At 43.2% G+C, this 22,300-nt stretch carries 23 protein-coding genes and 1 pseudogene; 19 read left to right on the forward strand and 5 right to left on the reverse strand.

Annotated elements, in window-relative coordinates; all coding sequences use genetic code 11:
• The first annotated feature begins 4 nt into the window (after window positions 1-4).
• Window positions 5-1,237, forward strand: a complete 1,233-nt coding sequence (locus MHI38_RS01260; RefSeq protein WP_221788687.1) for a sialidase family protein — start codon at window positions 5-7, stop codon at window positions 1,235-1,237.
• 99 nt (window positions 1,238-1,336) lie between these two features.
• Here MHI38_RS01260 and MHI38_RS01265 read toward each other — a convergent pair whose 3' ends face one another.
• A complete protein-coding gene (locus MHI38_RS01265) occupies window positions 1,337-1,762 on the reverse strand; it encodes a hypothetical protein (RefSeq protein ID WP_221788688.1) in 426 nt (141 codons plus the stop codon).
• A gap of 213 nt (window positions 1,763-1,975) precedes the next feature.
• Here MHI38_RS01265 and MHI38_RS01270 point away from each other — a divergent pair, with 213 nt between their 5' ends.
• The 8 genes from MHI38_RS01270 (at window position 1,976) to MHI38_RS01305 (ending at window position 11,129) form a co-directional block, all read left to right on the forward strand.
• Window positions 1,976-2,284, forward strand: a complete 309-nt coding sequence (locus MHI38_RS01270) for a hypothetical protein (RefSeq protein WP_090915790.1) — start codon at window positions 1,976-1,978, stop codon at window positions 2,282-2,284.
• Between the two features lie 212 nt (window positions 2,285-2,496).
• Window positions 2,497-3,069, forward strand: coding sequence for an esterase/lipase family protein (locus MHI38_RS01275; RefSeq protein WP_090916475.1), 573 nt, complete (start codon window positions 2,497-2,499; stop codon window positions 3,067-3,069).
• Between the two features lie 304 nt (window positions 3,070-3,373).
• The gene (locus tag MHI38_RS01280) at window positions 3,374-4,114 is read left to right on the forward strand and encodes a LytR/AlgR family response regulator transcription factor (RefSeq protein WP_341180850.1); all 741 of its coding nucleotides are present in this window, start codon (window positions 3,374-3,376) and stop codon (window positions 4,112-4,114) included.
• Between the two features lies 1 nt (window position 4,115).
• Window positions 4,116-5,414, forward strand: coding sequence for a GHKL domain-containing protein (locus tag MHI38_RS01285; RefSeq protein WP_154889241.1), 1,299 nt, complete (start codon window positions 4,116-4,118; stop codon window positions 5,412-5,414).
• A gap of 111 nt (window positions 5,415-5,525) precedes the next feature.
• A complete protein-coding gene (locus MHI38_RS01290; RefSeq protein WP_339838879.1) occupies window positions 5,526-7,577 on the forward strand; it encodes a serine hydrolase domain-containing protein in 2,052 nt (683 codons plus the stop codon).
• 245 nt (window positions 7,578-7,822) lie between these two features.
• Window positions 7,823-8,812, forward strand: coding sequence for an SDR family NAD(P)-dependent oxidoreductase (locus MHI38_RS01295; RefSeq protein ID WP_154889237.1), 990 nt, complete (start codon window positions 7,823-7,825; stop codon window positions 8,810-8,812).
• Between the two features lie 494 nt (window positions 8,813-9,306).
• The gene (gene murB / locus MHI38_RS01300; RefSeq protein WP_154889235.1) at window positions 9,307-10,200 is read left to right on the forward strand and encodes a UDP-N-acetylmuramate dehydrogenase; all 894 of its coding nucleotides are present in this window, start codon (window positions 9,307-9,309) and stop codon (window positions 10,198-10,200) included.
• Window positions 10,201-10,409: 209 nt separating this feature from the next.
• Window positions 10,410-11,129 (forward strand): hypothetical protein, encoded by a 720-nt coding sequence (locus tag MHI38_RS01305; RefSeq protein ID WP_341180851.1) that lies wholly within the window; start codon window positions 10,410-10,412, stop codon window positions 11,127-11,129.
• 22 nt (window positions 11,130-11,151) lie between these two features.
• Here the strand turns inward: MHI38_RS01305 and MHI38_RS01310 are convergent, their stop codons facing one another.
• Window positions 11,152-11,922, reverse strand: coding sequence for a DUF817 domain-containing protein (locus MHI38_RS01310; RefSeq protein WP_154889231.1), 771 nt, complete (start codon window positions 11,920-11,922; stop codon window positions 11,152-11,154).
• A gap of 225 nt (window positions 11,923-12,147) precedes the next feature.
• Here MHI38_RS01310 and MHI38_RS01315 point away from each other — a divergent pair, with 225 nt between their 5' ends.
• The 7 genes from MHI38_RS01315 (at window position 12,148) to MHI38_RS01345 (ending at window position 17,628) form a co-directional block, all read left to right on the forward strand.
• Entirely contained in the window at window positions 12,148-12,492 is a 345-nt protein-coding gene (locus MHI38_RS01315) for a YojF family protein (protein ID WP_090915805.1), read from the forward strand.
• 20 nt (window positions 12,493-12,512) lie between these two features.
• Entirely contained in the window at window positions 12,513-13,190 is a 678-nt protein-coding gene (gene bshB2 / locus MHI38_RS01320) for a bacillithiol biosynthesis deacetylase BshB2 (protein ID WP_154889229.1), read from the forward strand.
• 282 nt (window positions 13,191-13,472) lie between these two features.
• Window positions 13,473-14,870, forward strand: a complete 1,398-nt coding sequence (locus MHI38_RS01325) for a right-handed parallel beta-helix repeat-containing protein (RefSeq protein WP_341180852.1) — start codon at window positions 13,473-13,475, stop codon at window positions 14,868-14,870.
• The gene (locus tag MHI38_RS01330; RefSeq protein WP_244159196.1) at window positions 14,867-15,469 is read left to right on the forward strand and encodes a nitrous oxide reductase accessory protein NosL; all 603 of its coding nucleotides are present in this window, start codon (window positions 14,867-14,869) and stop codon (window positions 15,467-15,469) included. Before MHI38_RS01325 ends, MHI38_RS01330 begins: the two co-directional genes overlap by 4 nt.
• 24 nt (window positions 15,470-15,493) lie before the next feature.
• Window positions 15,494-16,315, forward strand: a complete 822-nt coding sequence (locus MHI38_RS01335; protein WP_154958632.1) for an ABC transporter permease — start codon at window positions 15,494-15,496, stop codon at window positions 16,313-16,315.
• Complete coding sequence (gene ccmA, locus MHI38_RS01340) at window positions 16,308-17,021, forward strand: heme ABC exporter ATP-binding protein CcmA (protein ID WP_341180853.1); 714 nt, start codon at window positions 16,308-16,310, stop codon at window positions 17,019-17,021. Before MHI38_RS01335 ends, ccmA begins: the two co-directional genes overlap by 8 nt.
• Before the next feature lie 13 nt (window positions 17,022-17,034).
• Window positions 17,035-17,628 carry a redoxin domain-containing protein gene (locus MHI38_RS01345; protein ID WP_308721847.1) on the forward strand — a complete coding sequence of 198 codons (594 nt, stop codon included), beginning with the start codon at window positions 17,035-17,037 and terminating at the stop codon, window positions 17,626-17,628.
• Between the two features lie 75 nt (window positions 17,629-17,703).
• On the opposite strand, the gene MHI38_RS01350 is transcribed toward MHI38_RS01345, so the two are convergent.
• Entirely contained in the window at window positions 17,704-17,991 is a 288-nt protein-coding gene (locus MHI38_RS01350) for a hypothetical protein (RefSeq protein ID WP_339838904.1), read from the reverse strand.
• 99 nt (window positions 17,992-18,090) lie between these two features.
• A pseudogene (locus MHI38_RS28705) lies at window positions 18,091-18,222 on the reverse strand (TetR/AcrR family transcriptional regulator); the annotation flags it as partial.
• A gap of 205 nt (window positions 18,223-18,427) precedes the next feature.
• Between MHI38_RS28705 and MHI38_RS01355 the strand changes: the two are divergent.
• Entirely contained in the window at window positions 18,428-19,942 is a 1,515-nt protein-coding gene (locus MHI38_RS01355) for an FAD-dependent monooxygenase (protein WP_154889223.1), read from the forward strand.
• A 262-nt stretch (window positions 19,943-20,204) separates the two neighbouring features.
• Here the strand turns inward: MHI38_RS01355 and MHI38_RS01360 are convergent, their stop codons facing one another.
• The gene (locus MHI38_RS01360; RefSeq protein WP_154889221.1) at window positions 20,205-20,777 is read right to left on the reverse strand and encodes a flavin reductase family protein; all 573 of its coding nucleotides are present in this window, start codon (window positions 20,775-20,777) and stop codon (window positions 20,205-20,207) included.
• A gap of 125 nt (window positions 20,778-20,902) precedes the next feature.
• Between MHI38_RS01360 and MHI38_RS01365 the strand changes: the two genes are divergently transcribed.
• Window positions 20,903-21,247, forward strand: a complete 345-nt coding sequence (locus tag MHI38_RS01365) for a winged helix-turn-helix transcriptional regulator (protein WP_154889219.1) — start codon at window positions 20,903-20,905, stop codon at window positions 21,245-21,247.
• A gap of 315 nt (window positions 21,248-21,562) precedes the next feature.
• Window positions 21,563-22,156, forward strand: coding sequence for an MBL fold metallo-hydrolase (locus MHI38_RS01370; protein ID WP_341180854.1), 594 nt, complete (start codon window positions 21,563-21,565; stop codon window positions 22,154-22,156).
• The last annotated feature ends 144 nt before the right edge of the window (window positions 22,157-22,300 follow it).

Genomic DNA, 22,300 nt, shown 5'->3' on the forward strand with positions numbered 1-22,300 from the left:
GAGAATGGCCGTTGTAAATATTACTGGTGCTTTGGCGGGAAATCAGTTTGAACCCTCTATTGCAGTAAATATTTTAAATCCTAATATTATGTGTGTTGTTGCTGTAGATACCAGTACGGGACCAACGTTAACAGGATTTTATCGCTCCATCGACGGTGGAACGACATGGTCCACAACGGTGCTTCCGCAACCCGCAGGCTATTCGGGGGCGGAAGCACCAACCATCGACTATACGTTTCCGAGCACTTTTATCGTCACGGTGCATGTGTTTAACGGGATTAATGACGGGACCATTGTAAGTTATACTTCATTTGATGACGGTGCAACTTGGCAGCCGCCTGTCATTGTACAATTAGGATTTGGAACAATCGTGCATAATGATGAACCTTTCATTGCTGTAGATCGCTCTCCTGGCAGTCCATATCGAGGCCATGCGTATGTAGGTTATACACCGCTTGCAACAACTTCTTCTGCTATTTTTACTCAAAGATCTGTTGATCAAGGAATCTCGTGGGAACCCCCGGATCGACAATCGAGTCCTCGTGGAATCCATGACCGGGCAGCTTTGGCCGTTGGCTTCTCCGGTGAAGTCTATGCAGGTTATATCATTACAGGGCCAGCCAGCCCTTCGGCATTGCTACGCATATCGTATGATGGGGGAATCAATTATCAACCGCCCATAGAACGGCAGTCTACGTTCATATCTTCCGTTGTGCCGGCGCCATCGCCGCTCCCTGTTCCGAACTATAATTTTCGAGTGCAGACCAATCTGAGTTTGGCAGCAGACATATCCATTGGACCGAACAGCGGTACCGTTTATGCCGTATGGAATGACGCTCGCGCGGGGTATACCGATGTTTTGCTTTGTGAATCTCCCGATGGACTTCTTTGGTCAGATCCAATAAGCATTACTAGCGCACCGCCAGGTACACAGAACTTTTTTCCTGCCATCACGGTGTCTCCATTTGCTGGAACCATTCGGGTAATCTATTACTCCAATCAAATTGACGGGTTCCTGCTTGATGTTTTTGTTGCCGAGTCCTTTGATGGCGGAGCAAGCTTCAGTAATCGCCGGCTAACAACGACCTCCTTTAATCCGAATGGTGTCTCCCCAGTGCCAACCGTTCTAATCGGTGACTATATTACAGCAGCTACATATGCTCCGGATAACCTGGCTGCCGTGTGGATGGCTACTACACCTCCGACAGGTAAGCTGGATGTTTATTTCGGAAATTAGCTGGACATATAAAAGCCCCAAACGTGTAATCTACAATGCAGATGTAGATTACACGTTTGGGGGCGCTAAGCATTACATACGAGACCTTAATCTTAAACGTTAATCCGAAACGATAAATCCGTCGAAGCTTTCAGGACCTACCCGGACCGTACCAAGCAGATTGGTACTGATAAAAGCGGTGTAGGTGATTTGCGGAGTTACAGGCGGATTATAATCATTGGCGGAAAAAATGATGACTTCAGGTACAAGCAATCCGTTCAGACCATACGTGTGATTGGCTGAATATATGAGAGGATCTGTCGCAACCGTGCCACGGACAATCGTAATTCGGACTTGGAAGAGAGCGAGTGGAAGCTGAACTGTAATCGTTCCTTTCATAGAAACTCTTGGATTAAGACCTGCCCCAGCAGTTAGTAACCCGATTTGTGCAAATAATGTAGGTGTATTGATGACAGGAATAGGAATGGCAATGGAATTAAATGTAGCTGCATTCAATGACACCCTTGCATCAAGTAATTGGGTCATGTGATATTCCTCCTTCACATTCAGATAGAATACTATATTCAATGAGGTCACATTCGCATGGACGAGCGCTCAGGACTAGCCAAATTAGGAAAGTTAGATGGAGTATTAAAGCAATTTTGAACGTATGTTTTGACACATTAAGAACGAAATGAGAAAATACCTTTCTATGATATGAAGAAAAAACAAATAATTTGAAGTTGGAGGCATAACGAGATGAACCAGCGTTTTAAAATAACGAGATCGATGCAGGAAAACAATCCGGAACAACATATTTCTTTGGAGGAGTGCAGCACATATTTTGCTACCAAGCCGGAGTTTACTTACTCCACAGTGCTAAATATCGTTGGCGCGGAGAGCACGATGACCATTGAGGGTGACTTTTTTATGTGGGAGCATGAAGGACAACAATACCCATTCCGATTGTATATGGGGGAGTTGTACGTTGCTATTTCGAATGAAGCGATTGTTCCGGTTATGATGGAAGCGGCATCGCAGCTGCATGCGGATATTGTAGAGGGATAGTTTTCTCGTGCTCCGAGTCGTACGATGAGCCAGGCTGAAAGAGGAGAACCTCTGTATTTCGACAAAATAATTAGCAGTAAACATCATACTCCATTGGTTAAATGAGACTAAAATACCATTTATTTTACAATTTTTAAATTGTAAAATGTGGATATTCCATTTACAGGAGGATGATCTGATTGAGAAGGTTAAGACCACTGCTAATTGTTTTGATGAGTGCGATTTTTGCTTTTGCTTTACCAGGAATTGGGCAGAGTACGACAGCTTCTGCTGCCACTGCGCGGACACCCATTGTTTTTGTTCATGGATTGACAGGCTCGGACAGTAATTTTGCCTTAATTGAAAGGTATCTGCGCGGTGAAGGATGGTCGAATAATGAGCTATTTGCCATTGATCTCCCGAGCAAAGCAGGGAATCAATTGTTGAATTCTGCGGCGATAAGCCGATTTGTGGACGATGTTCTTCGCCAAACGGGGCATTCCAAAGTTCATATCGTTGCACATAGCATGGGTGGAGCTAACAGCCTGTACTATATATTGAATCGCGGTGGCATAGATAAGGTGGATAAATTGATTACGCTGGGTGGGGCGAATCGGTTGACAACGAACAGCGCACCAAGCGGCATTAAAGTTACCTCAATCTACTCCACCAGCGACACCATTGTTTCGCCTCTTTTATCCAGACTGGACGGGGCAAACAATATTTCCGTTAGTCTGGTAACTCATATCGGATTGCTCTATAACTCAAGGGTAAATGCATTGATTAAGGCCGCACTCATCGAATAGCTGTGGTTGAAGAACTTATATACTCATCCTATATTAGCGGTATTAACAAGACTGACCACTCCTGGTCAGTCGTTTTTTTTTTGTTCAAGAGTAAGGTGGTGCTTACAACCAAGGAAGTGGAAAGATCAAAAAACAACCAAAGGATGGAACAAGGACACATCATCACGGTGTTGTTCTTTTTACATTTGCCTGCATTTCAGGGTAGTGTAAATGCTTTTCAATCCATTCTTAACGATCTGAGCGTGATAAGATAGTAATATTAGAATGAATAAAAACGGTTTGTGTTCGAGAAAGGCGGGATGAAATGTATCAGGTAGCGATATGTGACGACGACGAGCAGCAACGAGAATTGATGAGACATATGCTGACAGCGTTCTCGCTCAAAACCAATATCGAGTTTCATATCACCATGTTCAGTTCAGGAGAACAACTCCTGACTCATTATAAGGATCAGAGAGAGACGTTTCACCTGCTTATTCTGGATGTAGAGATGGGTGGGTTGAATGGCATACAGACGGCACAGGAAATCAGAAAACTCAAGATCATGGATGTGCAGATCATGTTTTTGACCAGTTATCCCGAGTATATGGTTCAAAGTTTCGATGTGATGACGTTCCAATATTTGATCAAACCGATTCAAGAGGCTGTGCTGGAAGAGAAGCTGGTCAAACTGCATCATTATTATCAAGCTATGGATAAAAAGTATCTGGTGATTAAATCAGATTACGATGATTTGATGTTGAAATATGAAGATATTTTATGGATTGAGGTAATCAAAAGCCTCACGGTTAAAAACAAACTAAAGGTAATTACTCGTGATAACTCTTATGAAACGAAAGGTATTCTATCGGCTTATGCTGCAACGCTGACAGAGCATGGTTTTATGCAAATTCACCGATCCGTGCTTATTAATCTAATGCATGTACACAAGTTCACGGGGGCACAAGTCACGATGCTGGATGGAACCTCTCTGCCGATAGGTCGTTCCAAAATCAAAGAAGTCAAGGATACGTATACCAAATATATGATCATGAGGGTTCAATAAAATGAATATTTTGCATCTAGTACCCGTCATTTTGTTGACCCTGCTCATGACCTTTCAAGCCAATTATTACTTTGATGCTGTGCTGGGAAAATCCAGACGTAAACCTCGCAGAACGATTTATTTTGTTGTGTTTGTCCTGCTCAATTTCTTTTATTTGGCTACGCGATTACCTTCTTTTCTTTCGACCTTGCTTGCATTGATTTTTATCTTCACTCTGGCACAATCCTACCGGGTAGAATTAAAACTGAAGATTATGTTTACGGTTATGTATGCAGCGCTGTTAACCACGGTAAATATCATTTCAGTTTATGTTTTTAGTGTGATTGACGGCATCGACTACCTGAAAGTGCCTGTCTATGGCCCGGAAGCGATATGGTTGTTCTCCAAAGTTCTGCTGCTAGGATGCAGCATTATGTTTGTTGTGATCCCCATTGTTCATCTCATTGCCAAACGCAGGAGCTTCCGGGTGCACCATAGGTCTTATCTTTTATTTTTGATCGTTACTGCGATTACGGTGTACCAGATCAATGTCATTTCAATATATAGCGAAAAAAATATCTTTTATATTTTTTCGGTGCTGGGCTCCCTTTTTCTAAACGTATTTATTGTGTATGTGTTTGATAATATCGTGGAGAAGGCGCATCTCGCTCATGAAAATGAACAATTGCAGCGGCAGATGGATTACCAGGATGCCAACTACGAGAAGACCGTGCATAGTTTCAAAAGCATTAAAAGTATTATCCACGATATCAATCAGCAGTTTCTATATATCGAAGAGTGTGTGAAACGTAACGAACTTGCGGCAGCAACAGAGCATATGCATGTTACAATGAACACCATTGAGCATGCGTACCAACGTGTGAATAGCGGTAATCTGGTCATTGATGCTCTCGTTACAAATACGCTAACCGTCGGGCAGGCAAACGGCATTCGAATCGATACGCGCATCAATCTCCATTCTCAGCACATAGGCATTGAGCGTTATGATTTGTGCGTGGTCCTCGGAAATATTCTAGACAATGCTGTTGAAGCATCCAAGAAAGTACGGGTCGCCGAGGATCGTTATATCGTAGTATCTATTCATTCTACAGCTTCTGCTCTGGTAATCCAGATTATGAACCATACCGCCCAACCGGCCCCGGATCTGAAAAGTGACAAAACGGATTCAGAATTTCATGGTTTTGGCCTGACCAATATATCCAGAATATGTAGCAAATATGGAGGACATATGACCATTGAGCAAGGACAAGGGTCTTTTAACAATATGGTCGTTCTTCCTTACAACACAAACAACGTCTGAACTGTCGTTCAGGGGTTGTTTTTTTCCATTCGGGGTTCTTTTCCGCAGGCCACGTCTTTGCCAGGTATGATGAGTTCATTCAAGTATATCGATCTGAAGGAGGAAATCTGAATGAAAAGGATAATTACGGTTTTATGTGCGTTTATGCTTGTCATCATGCCTGTAGCAGATGTTAAAGCTGAGGCGACAGAAAAGCAGACAACCCAAGCGAAAGCTAAACAACTCGCTGACATGCTGGTTCAGAATTATGGCGTCACAAGTATGCAATATGCGATTATGGACAAAGGTGAAATGATTTTATCTGACGGTGCTGGATTTCATGATAAGGCGAGCCAGAAAGCCGTTGACAAAGATACCATGTACGGTATAGGCTCCGTAAGCAAAATGGTGGTGACAACTGCGGTCATGATGTTGGTCGATTCTGGTGAGGTTGACCTGGACCAGCCACTTACTACGTATATTACCGATTTCAAAATGGCAGACCCCCGCTATAAAGAAATCACACCGCGTATGTTAATGAATCATTCATCCGGGTTGTACGGTTCGCAGTATGGAAACAGCATTCTTTTTGATGATAACGACACACGCAATCATGATGAACTGCTGATCAAACTTCAGGCCGAACGTCTCAAGTCTAAACCCGGGGAATACTCCGTTTATTGCAATGATGGCTTTCAATTGCTGGAGATTCTAGTTGAGCGCGTGAGTGGGCAAAGTTACAGTAAATATGTGGAACAGTCTATCAGCAAGCCGTTGCAACTTGGTTCTACGAAGACACCACTGGATTCTTTCAATAGAGACAAATTAGCTGGAACCTATTGGCCAACTTTTAAATCAAAGATGCCTGTTGAAAATGCCAATATCATCGGTACGGGTGGCATTTATTCAACGGCTGAGGAGTTAACGCAATTTGCTGAGGTATTGATGGGTAACCGCCCGGATCTTCTATCCAAGGCTTCGGCTAAAGCGATGCAAAGTCCAGAATATCGCAAAGGCATATGGGTGTCTGACGAAATCAATTCGTTCAACTACGGACTCGGCTGGGATGCAGTAGAACTTGCTCCATTCAGTGAGTATGGCATTAAAGCACTGACCAAGGGCGGCGATACGATCATGTATCACGCTTCATTAATTACGATTCCAGAGCACGGCATATCCATGGCTGTGTTATCTTCAGGTGGATCTTCTGTTTTTGACCAGATGTTTGCCTCTAAAGTGTTGCTGGAAGTACTGAAGGAACAGGGCATTATTGACAACATTAAACCGGATCGCACCTTCTCTGTCCCAGTCCAGACCGAGATGCCTGCTGAGTTGAAAGATTACTCCGGTTTGTATGGAACCGTTGGTGCAACAACGGAGATTAATATTCAAGACGGAGCATTCACCTTACCAGCTATGCTGGGCGGACTAATTGCTGAACAAAAGTATGTGTATACAGGTGACGGGTATTTTACCGGCAAGGACGGAAGCGTGAAGGTGAGTTTTGTAAAGGAGCGGAATGCCAAGACCTATGTTAAAGTCCAAGGATATCTTAGCTTGCCGGGACTGGGACAGATGGGCATGAGCACGTACGATTATCAAAAGCTGGAGCCTAACAAGCTGGATGCAGTTACCCAAGAGAAGTGGGCTGCACGGAACGGTGTGAACTATTTTGCGCTGGACGAAAAAATCACATCGCTCTTCTACCTGGTTCCATCACAGCTTATTAAAAATTTTAAGGTCAACGCAGAGCATGGCTATGTAAATGGGACGCAAATCAAGGATGCCAATTATGCCGTTAATGTTGCGGAGATTCCAGTCATGAATGGCCGAGATGCATTCGACTTGGAATTAATGATGAAAAAAGATGCTGAGATTCTCACGCAGAACGGACAGCAGTACATCTCGGAAAAGGCGATTCGGCCTATTTTCAGTGGGAAATCAGGAATTGCGACTATACCAGCTAACGGTCAAGCTCGATGGTATGCGATTGACGGAAAATCAGCTGAAAAAACGATAACGGTGGATTCTCCTAAGCACGGCGGTTATGCGGTTTATGATGATCAAGGTCAGGCGCTACAGTTCTCTATCGCGACTGGTGAACAGTCCACGAAACTTCCGAAGAAAGGCTTTATCGTATTTGGAGGTAACGCCGGAGATGTTTTCCACATTCGTCTGAAATAAAGAAATAGAAATGGTTAAATGTTTCAGTACATTTAAATATATGTATATGGATAAAGCCGCCGAATGGCGGCTTTTTTGTTCATCCTGATGGCGAATGAAGATCAATGGTGAATTTTCAGGATAGACGTTTTAAGGGGCATGATTTGACTTCGAGTTTACTCTAGGGTGTAGACTGATTATAGAAGTCCTAATAGGGATAAATACTATAAGCAGTTACAAGTGCAAATATGAAGGAGCTGAGTCAGATGAACATAAACAAAGAGACAAGAACAGTTCAGCATAACATACATTCAGGTTTTGACAAGAGTAGTACAGCGGATGAGGTATTAAACGGACTGGATCTGTCAGGGCATCTCGCTTTAGTGACAGGCGGATATTCCGGTCTGGGATTGGAAACAACACGTGCATTGATTCGAGCGGGAGCACACGTTGTTGTGACTGCGCGCAGACCAGATGTTGCCCGTGAAGCTCTGGCTGATCTTGAGAACGTGGAAGTGGACGAGCTTGATTTGGCTGACTTGTCCAGTGTTGCTGCATTTGCGGAACGTTTTCTTGCAAGTGCACGCAGTATTGACATGTTAATCCTGAATGCAGGTATCATGGCCTGTCCAGAGACCCGGATTGGTCCGGGATGGGAAGCACAGTTTGCTACGAACCATCTGGGACATTTCGCGCTAACCAATCAATTGTGGCCTGCGCTGGTCAGTGAAGGTGGAGCCCGTGTCGTTTCGCTTTCCTCTGCAGGACATCATTTCTCCCCAATCCGCTGGCATGATATTCATTTTGAACAGGGATACGAGAAGTTTCCGGCATACGGTCAGTCCAAAACAGCGATCAGCTTATTCACGGTAGAACTCGACAGACTTGGCAAGCAGCATGGAGTTCGTGCATTTGCTGTACATCCGGGTGGAATCATGACTCCATTACAGCGTTATATGCCCAAAGATGAGATGGTTGCTCTCGGTTGGATTGATGAATCCGGCAACGTGGCTAATCCGGGGTTCAAATCACCGGAGCAGGGTGCAGCAACCCAGGTGTGGGCTGCGACTTCTCCCAAGCTTGAAGGCATGGGCGGTGTGTACTGTGAAGATTGCAATATCAGTGAGATGGCTCCCGAAGATGGCGGTTTTTACGGCGTGAAGCCATATGCGATTGATGCAGAACAGGCGGAGCGCTTATGGGCGTTATCTGCTGAATTGACAAAGACGGATATTCCGGATAACGATCGTGGATGAAGCGGACTTCTATTCAGAAGATAGAGAAGTTTAAGAATATGTGTTAGAATGTTCAAGCGCTGCGGGTGATAAATCCGCAGCGCTATTGCTTTTTTTGATGCCGTACAATCTGAAAATGGTTGTTCATGTATAATTTAACTTGTATTCAAGTATCTATTCAGTAAACAGGCGAATATCATGATAGTATACGGTTGAATTTCATCGGCCTGTAAAGGGAAATATAAGGAAATATAAGTTGAACTATTTATTTACACATGAACGAAGAGGACAGAAAAAACCTGAAAAAGCAAAGCGGTCGCCTTTATCAGCGGATTTTTTCCTTTGGAAAAGGGAATCAAAAAAATCTGGGGATAACAGCGATTGGAAGGTTATTCTGTCATCGGAGTGGATAGTGTAAATTCTTTGGTTCAACTTATATAGATTGTCATTGGAGTGTGTTTCGATTTACAATGTAGGAATCATGTTCTTTTTGAAGAACGCAGGGAGAGAAAATCATGAATATTTTTGAAAGTCACATACCTAACGAAAAAGTAAAATTTAATGAACCGCTAAAAAATCATACGTTTATCCAAATTGGAGGCAAGGCCGATATTCTCGTGCATCCAACGACGGTGGAGGAGATTACCAAAGTGGTTGAAATTGCGAACAGCCATCAGCTGCCGCTGACCGTTATTGGTAAAGGCTCCAACGTTATTATTAAGGACGGAGGCATCCGGGGAGTCACGATTTCGCTTAGCCGCTTCGATCAGATCGAAGTCAGTGGAACACGTATCATGGCACAGAGCGGCTCCGATATTATTGACGTATCCAGAGCCGCTTTGGCACATAGCCTGAAGGGTATGGAATTCGCCTGTGGCATTCCTGGCAGTACAGGAGGCGCTCTTTACATGAACGCTGGCGCTTACGGCGGTCAGATCGCGGATGTCATTGAAAAGGCGACGGTCATTACCCGTGAAGGCAACGTTGTTGTTATCCCTCGTGAAGAGATGAAGCTGAGTTACCGCAACAGTCTTTTCAAGATGGATCATTATATTATTTTAGATGCCGAGTTTACGCTTAACGAAGGGGATCAGGAGGAGATCTCTAGCAAGATGAAGGAATTAACGTTCCTGAGAGAATCGAAACAGCCATTGGAATACCCTTCTTGCGGAAGTGTGTTCAAACGTCCAGAAGGACATTTTGCCGGTAAACTAATTCAGGATTGTCAATTGCAAGGCACTCGCATCGGTGGGGCTGAAATCTCGACTAAACATGCTGGATTTATCGTGAATGTGGATCACGCCACTGCCAAGGATTATGAGGATCTGATTCAGTTTATTCAGAAAAAGGTGTGGGACACGTTCCAGGTGGAATTAGAAACTGAAGTGATATTCCTTGGAGAATATTAATTCAGGCACAGTTTATGAAGACTGGGGCACTAAAGCACGTGTAAGCCATGACTAGAATATGAGTCGTTAATAAGATGGAGCCGCCATATGGCGGCTTTTTTGCTATATCTTATAAGAAGCGAAAAAACGATTATGATAATTTTGGTAATATTAGATGGGTTTATATGTTATATTGTTAATTTATCTGTTTTCAAGAAGGAGGCTCGAACATGAGTAAAGGAAAAGGAATGACTCTCAAGATTATAGTCGCAACGATAGCGCTCTTAGTACTCTCAGTGATATCCGTATACACATATATGTATTTAAAAGAAAAACCGGGTGGTCTGGCGGATCAGACATTGTCCAAAGCTATGGGGCTGGACGAAACCATGTCGATTCCGATCGGCAGTACGCCAGAGGATGCAGTTCAACAATTCAGAGCGTCGAGTCCTAATGTCCGTTTAGTTCATCAGGAGCCTGTGGACGACGGCATGATCGTGTTTACGCAGAGAACGAACAGTGAAGCATCAAGTAATATGCAGCTGGAGTACGTGCGAAAAAATAGTTTTGGGTGGAAGTGGGTATGGGGCGGAGGTTATGGAATAGGAGATGTGGATCCGTCTGAGTATGCATTGTATTATATGAACTTACCGAAGCTTGAAGGGATAGACGCTCCTTTTCCAATGGTGTTTGGTACAATCGAGCATCCGGGTATCCAGCGTGTAACTGCTGAAACAGAACAGAACGGCTCCATGTCCATTACTGAAGCCAAGTTGATCAGAACAGATATGGAAGAGTATATCTGGTTTGTGATGCTGCCTTCATCGGAGGGTACACCCTATACCATTAAAATATATGATGAAGAGGGAAAACAAGTGGGCAGCAAACAAAATGAAATGGTAAACGATAGCGGATCATTGACGCTGGGGAAAAGGTCAGCGTCAATGTGATCCGGACATGTTCTTCTTTAAATTATTTTGCTGTGCGATTGGCTTTCACGTGTTTGAGCTGAGCGACGATGATTACACTGATAATAACCAGTAGAAACCATGAACTGATCTTGCTGAAGCTCACCAGTTGCCAGCTCTCATGTTGATCCGGATATTTCCAGCCATTGAAGAAGGTAGCGATATTTTCTGCCAGCCAGATAAAGAAACCTACGATAATGAAAGCAAGAGACAATGGCATACGGTAGGTTGTATGGCGCACCCGGTAGATAATCCACGTTTTCCAGAAGACAACAAAGACAAGGGCTGTCAGCCACCAGCGAAAATCCGGGATAAAGTGGTGGGTGAAAAAATTAAGATAGATTGCTGCGCCGAGTAACATGGAGGGAACCATGCCCGGCCAGCCGGTCATATCCATACGCAGTCTTCGCCAGATCTGACACATGAAGCTGGCTACACTGGCGTACATAAATCCGCTGTAAAGCGGAACGCCAAATATTTTGCTGTATGCGGGCTCCGGGTAAGACCATGATCCCATATGTACTTTGTAAATTTCGAGTAAGAGACCGATTACGTGGAATACGCAAATAACCTTGATTTCGTCCAACGTTTCCAGTCCAGTGCGAAACATCAAATATTGAACAGCAAGCAGAATAAGCAGAATGGCATCATAGCGGTGGATAAAAGGAAATGGAATGATCGTTGAAAGAGCCAGTGTACCGAAAATGGCTACGGGAAAAATGCAGCTCATGGCCTGATGATAGCCAAAATGCAATAACTGAATGATTGATTTCATAGGAAGTAGCTCCTTTTGACACTTCTGATCTGGAGTAAATTTGAGTGTGCATGATCACTTATATTAATCTAATCGATTTTGTCCCATTTGAAAAATAGAAAAAAATAAAGAAGAAAGTTCATATTTTTGTCTGTCATTTTATGCAACTGAGCAGCTTTAAATGTATATTCTTTGATGCATATGATAAAATGGAGTTCATACTTTACAAGAAACAAGGAGGCCGTCATGCAACTGATACAACCACAAGATATCCAGCTTCGGCTCGATCGCCTTGTTGATCAGGATGTATATATGCATCTTGAGATGACAACGGGCGCTTACGCTCAACATTACGATAGTTCACGGCATCCGGCTTCAGCTTTTATCACCAATGCCGCCATTCGATATACACAGGGCTCCATTTCAGGTGAGGGACCTTACCGTGTCGGTCTCAAGACGACAGATGGCTGGGTGTATGCTGAAGGGCTAACCCATATTGATGAGCAGGAACAAGATAGATTGATTATGGCCGGCCATGACACCCAGGGCAAACTGGTTGTGGCTCTGCAGCTGAGCCGGGAGAAGTTCTAATGGAAGTGGAGGAACAACATATGACAAAGAATGCACACGATGAGCATCAACGCATCCTGGTGGTTTATCCTCATCCAGACGACGAAGCATTCTCCGTATCGGGCACGTTAGCCAAATACATTGATTCTGGAGCACACGTTACATATGCTTGTCTGACGCTGGGTGAGATGGGACGTAACATGGGTATTCCGCCGTTCGCGAACCGCGTGACCCTGCCATCTATCCGCAAAGATGAGCTTATTGAAGCGGCTAGTGCGATTGGTATTCAAGATTTAAGAATGCTCGGATTTCATGATAAAATGGTAGAGTTTGAAGATCCTCAATTGCTCGATGGCAGCATTATGGCTCTTCTTGAGGAGATTAAGCCATCACTGATCTTTACATTTTATCCTGGATACAGTGTTCACCCCGATCATGATGCGACAGGAGCTGCGGTGATCAGGGTTGTTAGCCGTCTACCGCTGGAAGAGCGTCCTGTCGTTCACTGCGTAGCTTTTTCTAATAATCATGAGCAGCATATTGGCAAGCCAGATGTAACCGTAGATGTCTCCCAATTTCTGGCGCAAAAGCTGGCTTCGATTCGTGCCCACCGCTCGCAATTTCAAGCCGCAGAGTTGCTTGGTAATCGCAAGCTGAACGACGAAGAACTTCAAGCACGCTTTGGACGTGAGCGGTTCTGGACCTATCGATTTGCATAAGTTGAAACTTACTAAAGTCGCCAATTTGGCGGCTTTTTTTCATTCAATCACAATTTGGACACAAAAGTAAGCAAGCTATAGCCTGATGGGGCTATATGGGAAATTTATCATTTTCGATACACTGTGTGAAGGACTGGGATCACACGATACTGTGACAACAATAAGAAGGAACTGGAGGAACGTGGTGATGATATGGATGCAAAATACAGGAGAATTGGGGGCTTATACATTCTGAACGTGAGAGATCGATGGAAGAACAATAACAAAAATACAATCAAAAATATGAACAGTAATAAACGATTCAATATCCGTAGGCTTGCAGCGAATACTCTGATCGTGATCGGACTGAGCCTCCTTCTAGTGTTTCAAACTACCGTGAATGCTACTGGAGTCACTGGAGATCGTGAATCCGTCCTACTTCAGCCCATTATAGACCAAGCGGATGCCGGAGCGGTTATTCATCTTGAACCTGGTCGATATGAAGGCCCCGTTCTCATCTCTAAAGCACTCACTCTAATTGGGGATGATTCGGTTACCATCCATAATGAACAGGAACAAAGTGCGATATCCATTCAGGCGGAAGGTGTGAAATTGGAAGGGTTTACAATCGAACATAACGGTCGTCAACCAGCAGCAGCTGTGCAGATTACGGGCAGCAATAACGAAATATCCGACCTTAAGATTCGTACCAAGGGGGCTGGTTTGCTTCTGCGTGATGCAGCTACTTCTGTAATACGAAATAATACGATTGAATGGGCAGGTGCAAGCACAGCATCCAGCAGTCAAAAAGGCAACGGGATCGATCTCTACAATTCGCATAACAGTAGGATTGAAGGGAATCAGATTGAGGGTGTGCTCGATAGCATCTATGTGGAGAACAGCCGAAACGTAGCGGTGAACAATAATCGTTTCATGCAAACCAGGTACGGTATTCATTGCATGTATATCGATGGATCATCTGTTACGAATAACACAGGAGAAGGTAACATGACAGGTGCCATGATCATGGGTGTTAAAAATACGGTTGTATCAGGCAACACGTTTCGCAAACAAAGTTCAAATGTTCATTCGCAAGGTATTTTGCTCTATGACGTGCATCAGTCCAAGATCCACAGCAATACAGTAGAGGGCAATCGTGTGGGCATGAATATCGCTGAGTCCTCAGGCAATGAAATTGATGACAACGGCTTAATCAGTAATTTCGTTGGAATCCAGATGGTGCTCGCTGAGGGAAATCAATTTACGCAAAATCGATTTGTTTCCAACGTTATTGATGCCTCGACAATGGACAGCAAGGATAATATTTTGAAAGAAAACTATTGGGATTCCTTTCAGGGGTTGGATCTGAATCAGGATGGAATCAGCGAGCTTTCCTATGCGATCAACCCGTTCTACGAACAAGTAATAAGCAGAAATGCAGCGTACCAGCTATTTTTTCAATCACCGGGCATGGTCTTTCTGAGTGAACTGCACTCGGAAGGGAAAAGCAATTGGACAACAGACGAGTCACCGCAGATGAGCATTGTGAAAAAGCATACTGAAGTTGCAGCAACATCGGGAACATCCGGGACAGCTAGAACAAATGTGGGAACCTGGTCTAGTCCCGTTATGATAATCAGTTTACTTTTACTTGGTTTGTCTGCTAGTACGATGATCTATATGGGGGTATGGAGAAAATGAATAAACGATGGATTTTGGCAATGGTGTTGCTGTTAGGGACTTTGATGTTAACGGCTTGTGGGCAGAAGTATGCGGCTGTGCCCATTAATGAGGACGTGGATATCTGTGCGATCTGTAACATGCAGGTGAAGGATGATGCGTTTGCCACACAGCTTACAACGAAGGACGGTAAAAACTTCAAGTTCGATGACCTTGGCTGCATGAATGAATGGAAAAAAGAAAATGGCACAGACAACATTGGCATGGACTATGTGCGTGATTATAACGATAAGGAATGGATCGAATTCAATAAAGCGACTTATGTATATGACCCTTCACTCAGAACACCCATGGCGTATGGCATTGTTAACTTCAAGGATAAAGCTTCTGCCGAGGCTTTCGTAGCCGAGCAGGGGGTAGGCAAGGTTATGACTGCGGATGAACTTGCTTCTCACGATTGGACTCAGAATATGGATAACATGAATATGGACGGAGACGGGCACGGACATGGTCACGATGAGGGCGGGACGGATCAAGGCTCGAAGCATGATATGGGTGAAGATATGAGCAAAGATATGCATCAAGAAGGTGAGTCGAAAGAAGGATCAGGCAACCACTGATGCTGATGGGGGGTGCTGAAGCCGATGTCTGATATGTTACAAATAACAAAAAGAGAGTTGAAAACGGGGTTTCGTAACCCCTGGTCGTATTCGTTTCTCGTTCTTTTTTGCACATTTAGCTTAAGTTTATTACTACTAAATGCACAGAATCCAGTAGAAGGATACTCGGGCACGACAGGTTCTATGCTGAACCTTATCCTCTATCTTTTGCCGCTGATGACGCTTTTTCTGGGTTCATTCTCATTGACTGCTGAAAAGGAAGACGGAAGCTGGCAGCTTCTATCGACGTATCCCATCGGTACGTTATCGTTCATTACAGGCAAATATCTCGGACTAGCCGCGGTGCTGCTACTCATCGTGACATTTGGCTACGGCCTGATGGGGCTAGTTAGCGGGTTGCTTGGCAATCCGATCGATCTACTGACCTATCTACTGTTTTTAGCGTTTTCTTGTGGACTTGTGCTGTTATTCCTAAGTGTTGCATTGCTGATCGGCTCACTGTCTCGCAATCGCTGGCAAGCTTTAACGATTTCCGTATCGATCTGGTTTTTCGCCGTTATTGGCTGGCCTACATTATTACTTGCGATATTAGGGCTAATGCCGTACCTCTGGATAAAACCGTTGCTGGTGGTGTTAACTTTTCTGAACCCGGCTGAATTGGTACGGCTGTTTATTGTGATCAAGCTCGGTGGCGGTTCTATACTGGGGCCTGAGTATTATCAATGGGTTACCTGGGTGCAACAGCCAAGCGGCAGTGCCATATTTGTTGGAATGTGCTTGTTATGGGTGAGTTGCTCGATCCTTGTTGTTTACGTTATATGGGAAAGGGGGCGCTCCCGTGCTTGAAGCGGAAGTTATCGTGAACGGTTTAGACAAACAAATCAAAAGTCAAAAAATTGTAGATGATATCTCCTTCCGACTTGGTTCTGGTCAGGTACTTGCCGTATGCGGCGGGAACGGTGCAGGCAAAAGCACCTTGCTACGTATGCTGGCAGGCATTCTGCGTCCAACGTCAGGGGAAATTATGGTGAATAACGTACGTTGGTCACAGTATCGCAAGCGGTATGCGAATCAGATTGGGTATATGCCGGATGATTATCAGTTCAGCCAAGGTCTTACGGCCGAGGAATCTTTATTATTCTGGGCATCTCTGCGTAAACTTCCCCGAGATAGGGTGCAGGAAGTATTAGTGATGGTTGGACTTGACGGGCAAAAACATAAACGGGTAACGACCTTTTCCAAAGGGATGCGCCAGCGTGTATTGTTTGCTCAGGCGATGCTTGCAAAGCCTGCTCTTCTGATCATGGACGAGCCTACCAATGGACTAGATCCCTTCTGGATGCAGGAGTTCGTACATTTGCTGAGAGGTATCAAACATCAAGGGCATATGGTTGTGTTCTCCACACATCAGCTTGAAGTGGCGAATGATATCGCAGATCAGGTGATGTTTATGAATCAGGGGTGTAATGTCGGGGAAGGTACTGTAGAAGATATTCGGAATCAGTATGGTTCACTTCATGCTGCTTTTCATCAGAGTCTGGGAATAAAGTGAAGGTGATGTGAACATGCAAAACAAGCCGCAAAGTATGGATACGAACAGTGCACAACAGGACGGACAAAAAAAGACAGGGTCGAAAATAAGACGGGTTGTTACGATGTTGATTGCACTGGCAGCATTGGCTACAGGTATATGGGCTGTGCTGACAAATTTATCGGACTCTGATTCGAAAAGTAGCAATCCAATTCGTACAGGAGTCGAGGCTCCTGATTTTACAGCAGTTAATTCCAAAGGGGAGCAAGTCCAGTTGTCTGATTACCGGGGCAAAGCCGTGATGATTAACTTCTGGGCATCATGGTGCACGCCATGTGTAAGAGAGATGCCCTTGGTTCACGAGCTAGCGCAGCAAAATCAAAATAAGGTGGAGACACTGTTTGTTAACGTGGGGGAGAGCAAGGGCACAATTAACGAGTTTATGAAAAGTCATCAGTTCGATTTTCCAGTGATCATTGACGCAACGGGCAAAGTATCCAAGCTGTACCGTATCACTGGCCTACCAGCCACAATGGTTATTGACCAAGCGGGACAGTTTAGCCATATTTTGCTCGGTGAACTGACAGAGGATATTCCTTTGCAGCAATGGCTGGAGGAAAGTATGTGAATGTTGATGATTAGCCAAATGAAGCAAATACAACTCACTCTAAAATCAGCCATTGATTTGAAAGTGAGTTGTTTGCTATTCCAACATGATTTTCTCATTAACCATTTGATAATAATACTCATCCATCTGTTCTGCCGTAATATCTTCTTCAAGATGATATATCCACCACGTCACAAGTAAACTAATGACTCCTGAATGATATTCGGCTAAAAGTTCAATTGGAGCTGAAAGCTGTTTACCTCTTCGTTTTAGTTCGAGAAAATCTCTTCTGGAAATATCTCCGATATAAGTTTTGAAAAAATCAGTAAATCCTTTATCATTCTTCTGATTTTGAACAATCGGTTCTAATAAATTCTCCAACATGAATCTGGATAAGCTTTGCAAGGGCTGCCGTAGCCGATCTTCTATATTCATGTGTAAATAATCCTGAAGCACCCAGGTTAGTGTCGAGTGTAACAGTGCAAATTTATCCTCGAAATGTTTGTAAAATGTGGTACGGTGAACCATCGCTCTGTCGCATATTTCATTAATCGTGATATTACTGAATGATTGTCCTTGCTCGGATAACAGATCTTTAAAGGCAGTGGTTAACAACTTTTTAGTTCGGGCAACTCTTAAATCAACCTTTTTCTCTATAATTTCATCTACACCTCCTCGATATCGTAGTTTAACTATACAGCGTCTTTATATTGATTCTTACATAAGAGAGATTTTGATTATATATTGGTATTATAAGTAATATTTTTAGCGATCTACAACCGTACATTCAATATAATTCTGAAGAAAGGATGAAGTTGAAATGTCTGACATGAAAAAAGCGATAGTCATTGGGGCAGGGATTGCAGGGTTGATTACTGCCAGAATGTTAGCTGACTATTATGACGAGGTATGTGTGATTGAAAGGGATGAGTTCCCTTTGAATCCAGATAACAGGCAGGGTGTTCCTCAATCATTTCATCCACACCGTGTACAACCACGTGGCGCACTTATTATGGAGCATTACTTCCCGAGATACAATGATGAATTAATTCAAATGGGAGCGATATCCTCACATGATGAGCAGTTCCTGATTGCTAACCGATACGGCACATTAGTCAACAAGGAGGACTCTTCTTCGTTTGAAATTGCATCGTGTAGCAGAGCTTTACTGGAATGGGTGCTGCGCAAGCGAATCCAGAATATGTCTCAGATCAGCTTTTTAACAAACAAAGAAGTGACTGGACTAATCGTATCTGAAGATCAGCGTGCCATTACCGGCGTTTATACCAAAGAAAGAAGCGGAGAAAAGAAGGAAGAGCGAATTCCAGCAAATATGGTTATTGATGCTTCTGGACGTTCCTCCAAGATCATCAGATGGCTTAATAAGATCGGATTAACAGTACCAGAGCCTGAAGTGCTTAAGGTATCTCTTGGTTACAGTACCCGGTATTACAAAATAAAAGGCTCCATTCCGAACGAATGGGTGATGTCTGACTCCGATCCTGAGCGAGGTATTCGTGCAGGTATATTTACGCGTATTGAGGATGATATTGTTGGACTCATTCTTTTTAATGCAGGAGGAGATGAATACTCGTCTACTCAGCCGGAGGAGTTTCAAGAACAAATCAAACATCTGTTTGCAGCAGATAAAATCGTCGGACTTATGGAGCAATTAGAGCCCTTGCAAGGGCCTAGAGGATACCGTATTTCCGAGTCTGTTCGTCAGCATTTTGAACTGATGGAGAATTGGCCTTCGGGCTTACTCGTTCTGGGTGACGCATTGTGTGGTTTTGATCCTATTCACGGACAAGGCATAACTGTTGCGGCGATTGAAGCCGAGACGATAGGCAAATGTCTGGAAGAACAGCGCATACAACATGAACCACAGTTTGAGCGTAAGGTGTTACAGCGTATGCAGCAGGCCATCGAACCGGCTTGGTGGCTTAGTTCTGTGGCTGACATGCGTTGGAAAAGGGTGGAACATGGAGGACCTTACGAACTGAAAGGAGTTACTTTTGGTCAGAAATATATCAACTTATTTACGAAGAAAGCGATGGAAAAAGCGGATCAGGAAAAAGACAACTATCTCTTCTCTATGCAATTCCTGATGAATGCGCTGATCCTTCCTCCAAGTGAATATTTTAATTGTGACGTGCTGAATATGATTCTGGACGATAATGGTTCAGAAGAGGAGATGGAATTAAGGGCAGAGCTTGGTGTACATGATTCTGATTTGTTCCAGCAAAGATTGGATGAGATTCTTCCATCATTTGAACTGGAGTATGATGAGCAGATTAAACAACTGCTGGAATCACTTCAGCCTGCGATGAGCTAACCCTTTCATTGTAAAGTATTACTAGCTTCCTTAACCATTGAATATGCTTTTAAGCGGAATTTGACTTATCATTAATAGTGAAAGATGAACTTAGCTTTAACCCCAAAACACAAAAAGAGTCGCTATTAGTAGCTACTTTTTTTGTGTTTTTTTGTATATTTCAAAAAAGATTCCCCTGTTCGTACTGAGAAAATTTATATTATCTCTTTGATCATTTCATGTAACCAAAATGGAAGTTGAGAGTTTTCTTTACGGATGTAATTTAGTCTTTACCAGGTCCGTGATTAAATTTAGTACCTTTTCCAATCGCATAGAATTGACCGCCAGCCACATAGTGTACTGTACGTAATTCATCAGGAGCATCATCAAAAATCCAATGTCCGTTGTTGAATACTCGATCATCACTCCAAGCACCGACAATTTCACCCATGAAAAGATCAAGTTCTTGTTCATTTTGAGAATTGGGGATAACCTTGCATACTAGCCAGCCAGCGGAACCTTCAACTAGTGGTAAATCAAACTCTTCTTGGTAAAAGATTGGGATATGTTCAAGTTTGTTGTCCATTCCTTTAGCGCTGTGCTCACCAACATACAAGACCGTTTCCATTTGTTGAACAGTTGGAACATGTACTACATAGTAACCACTCTTTTCAACGAGTTCACGTGTGAAAGCTTGTTTGCCGATGTATGCCATCACTTTATTATTTCCCACCAGACCGACCCAAGCGGCTGCCATTACATTTTCTATCCCATCGTGTTTAGCAGAAATCATGGTTGTTGGACCTACTTGCAATAAACGGTATGCTTTCTTTAAATCAACAGGCGTAATTGCCATTATTTATTCACCTTTTCATTATTAGCTTATTTTCTTGTTGAACACTGATGTATAGTATAATGCAAGCATAAAAAAAGAATAGTATGCACTTTTTAGTGAGATACTATCCAAAAGGAGAGTATTAGATGATTCCAAGTAAAACAAAAAATGAAAAAGAAGACAGCAATGAATCATTTGTGTATACCTTATCGCTAATTAGTGGTAAATGGAAATTACATATCTTATTTTTACTACTGAAGGAAGACATTATGCGTTACGGTGAGTTGAAAAGAGCGCTTCAAGGAATTACACACAAAATGCTCAGTAATCAATTAAAAGAGCTGGAGGCTGATTCGCTCATTACACGCCATGAATACTCACAAGTACCGCCTAAAGTTGAGTATTACCTTTCAGAGCGTGGCAAGTCCCTCATCCCTGCTCTGCAAGAGCTATGCAAGTGGGGAGTAGATCATATGGATGATGAACTATAAGTTGCGAGTCATTCTGAATACAGCACTAAATAGTGAGAAACCCGGGTGAATTATAACCTTGGGTTTCTTTCATTTTCAAATGAAAACGTACAAAAAAGAAGAAGAGAAGGCATCTTTTTTAGCTATGTTTGTAGCATTAAGTACCAAACCAATAAGAGAGTGAGCTGAAAAAGTGTTGACTTCTGACTTACTTTAAGTAATATAATATCTTTACGAATTCAAGGAGTGAATGTCTATGTCTCAACCGAATACCGGAATCAAAACGATAAAGCTTGAAATGGAATATTATGGGAACCATTTATAGTATATCCAACATTGTTATGGGATGAACAGAATGTAGTGCTCGTTGATACGGGCATTACTGGGCAATTGGCACAAATTCGTACGTTACTCGAAAAGAAGAATTTCAGTTTCAATAAGCTGACGCATATCATCATCACGCATCAAGATGGGGATCACATTGGCAGTCTGCCGGAATTAGTTGAGGCAAGAGGGAGCGAGGTGACGATACTTGCGCATGAGGAAACGGTACCCTATTTGACCGGAACCGTTCCGCTTATCAAAAGTAAAGATTTCGCACCGTCTGTGCACGTTCATACCGCTTTAAAGGATGGAGATATCCTGCCCTTGGCAGGTGGTATTCAAGTCGTCTTTACACCAGGACACACACCAGATCATATGTCGCTATATCATATCCCGAGCCAAACGTTAATTGCTGGTGATGCTTTAAATGCGGAAGATGGTCGTCTCTTGTCCTTTAATGACGAGCAAACTTTGGATCATACGACTGCGCTAGAGTCAATTGCCAAACTGTTAGAGCTTGATATTAAAAAAGTGATTACGTATCATGGTCACGAAGTTACGAATCAGATTAAGGAAAGTCTCCAGAACTTTGTAGATATGAAATAACTTATCATGGATGAAGTCGTCATTTTGGCGGCTTTTTTTATTTTGTTACATAACTATGATGGCGTAGTTGAATGCAGTTACCCTTGAGCTTGCACGTATTAAGCTTCTGAAACACTGTGTTACTTTTATGTTACAAATGTGAAT

The organism is Paenibacillus sp. FSL K6-1558, assembly GCF_038002565.1.
GTDB lineage: Bacteria > Bacillota > Bacilli > Paenibacillales > Paenibacillaceae > Paenibacillus > Paenibacillus polysaccharolyticus.

Coding starts and splice junctions, on each gene's coding strand:
- bshB2 (WP_154889229.1), top strand. CDS start 12,513: ATGACAAAGAATGCACACGATGAGCATCAACGCATCCTGGTGGTTTAT.
- MHI38_RS01325 (WP_341180852.1), top strand. CDS start 13,473: ATGAACAGTAATAAACGATTCAATATCCGTAGGCTTGCAGCGAATACT.
- MHI38_RS01355 (WP_154889223.1), top strand. CDS start 18,428: ATGTCTGACATGAAAAAAGCGATAGTCATTGGGGCAGGGATTGCAGGG.
- MHI38_RS01315 (WP_090915805.1), top strand. CDS start 12,148: ATGCAACTGATACAACCACAAGATATCCAGCTTCGGCTCGATCGCCTT.
- MHI38_RS01310 (WP_154889231.1), bottom strand. CDS start 11,922: ATGAAATCAATCATTCAGTTATTGCATTTTGGCTATCATCAGGCCATG.
- murB (WP_154889235.1), top strand. CDS start 9,307: ATGAATATTTTTGAAAGTCACATACCTAACGAAAAAGTAAAATTTAAT.
- MHI38_RS01330 (WP_244159196.1), top strand. CDS start 14,867: ATGAATAAACGATGGATTTTGGCAATGGTGTTGCTGTTAGGGACTTTG.
- MHI38_RS01350 (WP_339838904.1), bottom strand. CDS start 17,991: ATGTTGGAGAATTTATTAGAACCGATTGTTCAAAATCAGAAGAATGAT.
- MHI38_RS01265 (WP_221788688.1), bottom strand. CDS start 1,762: ATGACCCAATTACTTGATGCAAGGGTGTCATTGAATGCAGCTACATTT.
- MHI38_RS01345 (WP_308721847.1), top strand. CDS start 17,035: ATGCAAAACAAGCCGCAAAGTATGGATACGAACAGTGCACAACAGGAC.
- MHI38_RS01295 (WP_154889237.1), top strand. CDS start 7,823: ATGAACATAAACAAAGAGACAAGAACAGTTCAGCATAACATACATTCA.
- MHI38_RS01305 (WP_341180851.1), top strand. CDS start 10,410: ATGAGTAAAGGAAAAGGAATGACTCTCAAGATTATAGTCGCAACGATA.
- MHI38_RS01290 (WP_339838879.1), top strand. CDS start 5,526: ATGAAAAGGATAATTACGGTTTTATGTGCGTTTATGCTTGTCATCATG.
- MHI38_RS01335 (WP_154958632.1), top strand. CDS start 15,494: ATGTCTGATATGTTACAAATAACAAAAAGAGAGTTGAAAACGGGGTTT.
- MHI38_RS01280 (WP_341180850.1), top strand. CDS start 3,374: ATGTATCAGGTAGCGATATGTGACGACGACGAGCAGCAACGAGAATTG.
- MHI38_RS01270 (WP_090915790.1), top strand. CDS start 1,976: ATGAACCAGCGTTTTAAAATAACGAGATCGATGCAGGAAAACAATCCG.
- MHI38_RS01260 (WP_221788687.1), top strand. CDS start 5: ATGGCCGTTGTAAATATTACTGGTGCTTTGGCGGGAAATCAGTTTGAA.
- MHI38_RS01365 (WP_154889219.1), top strand. CDS start 20,903: ATGATTCCAAGTAAAACAAAAAATGAAAAAGAAGACAGCAATGAATCA.
- MHI38_RS01360 (WP_154889221.1), bottom strand. CDS start 20,777: ATGGCAATTACGCCTGTTGATTTAAAGAAAGCATACCGTTTATTGCAA.
- MHI38_RS01285 (WP_154889241.1), top strand. CDS start 4,116: ATGAATATTTTGCATCTAGTACCCGTCATTTTGTTGACCCTGCTCATG.
- MHI38_RS01275 (WP_090916475.1), top strand. CDS start 2,497: ATGAGTGCGATTTTTGCTTTTGCTTTACCAGGAATTGGGCAGAGTACG.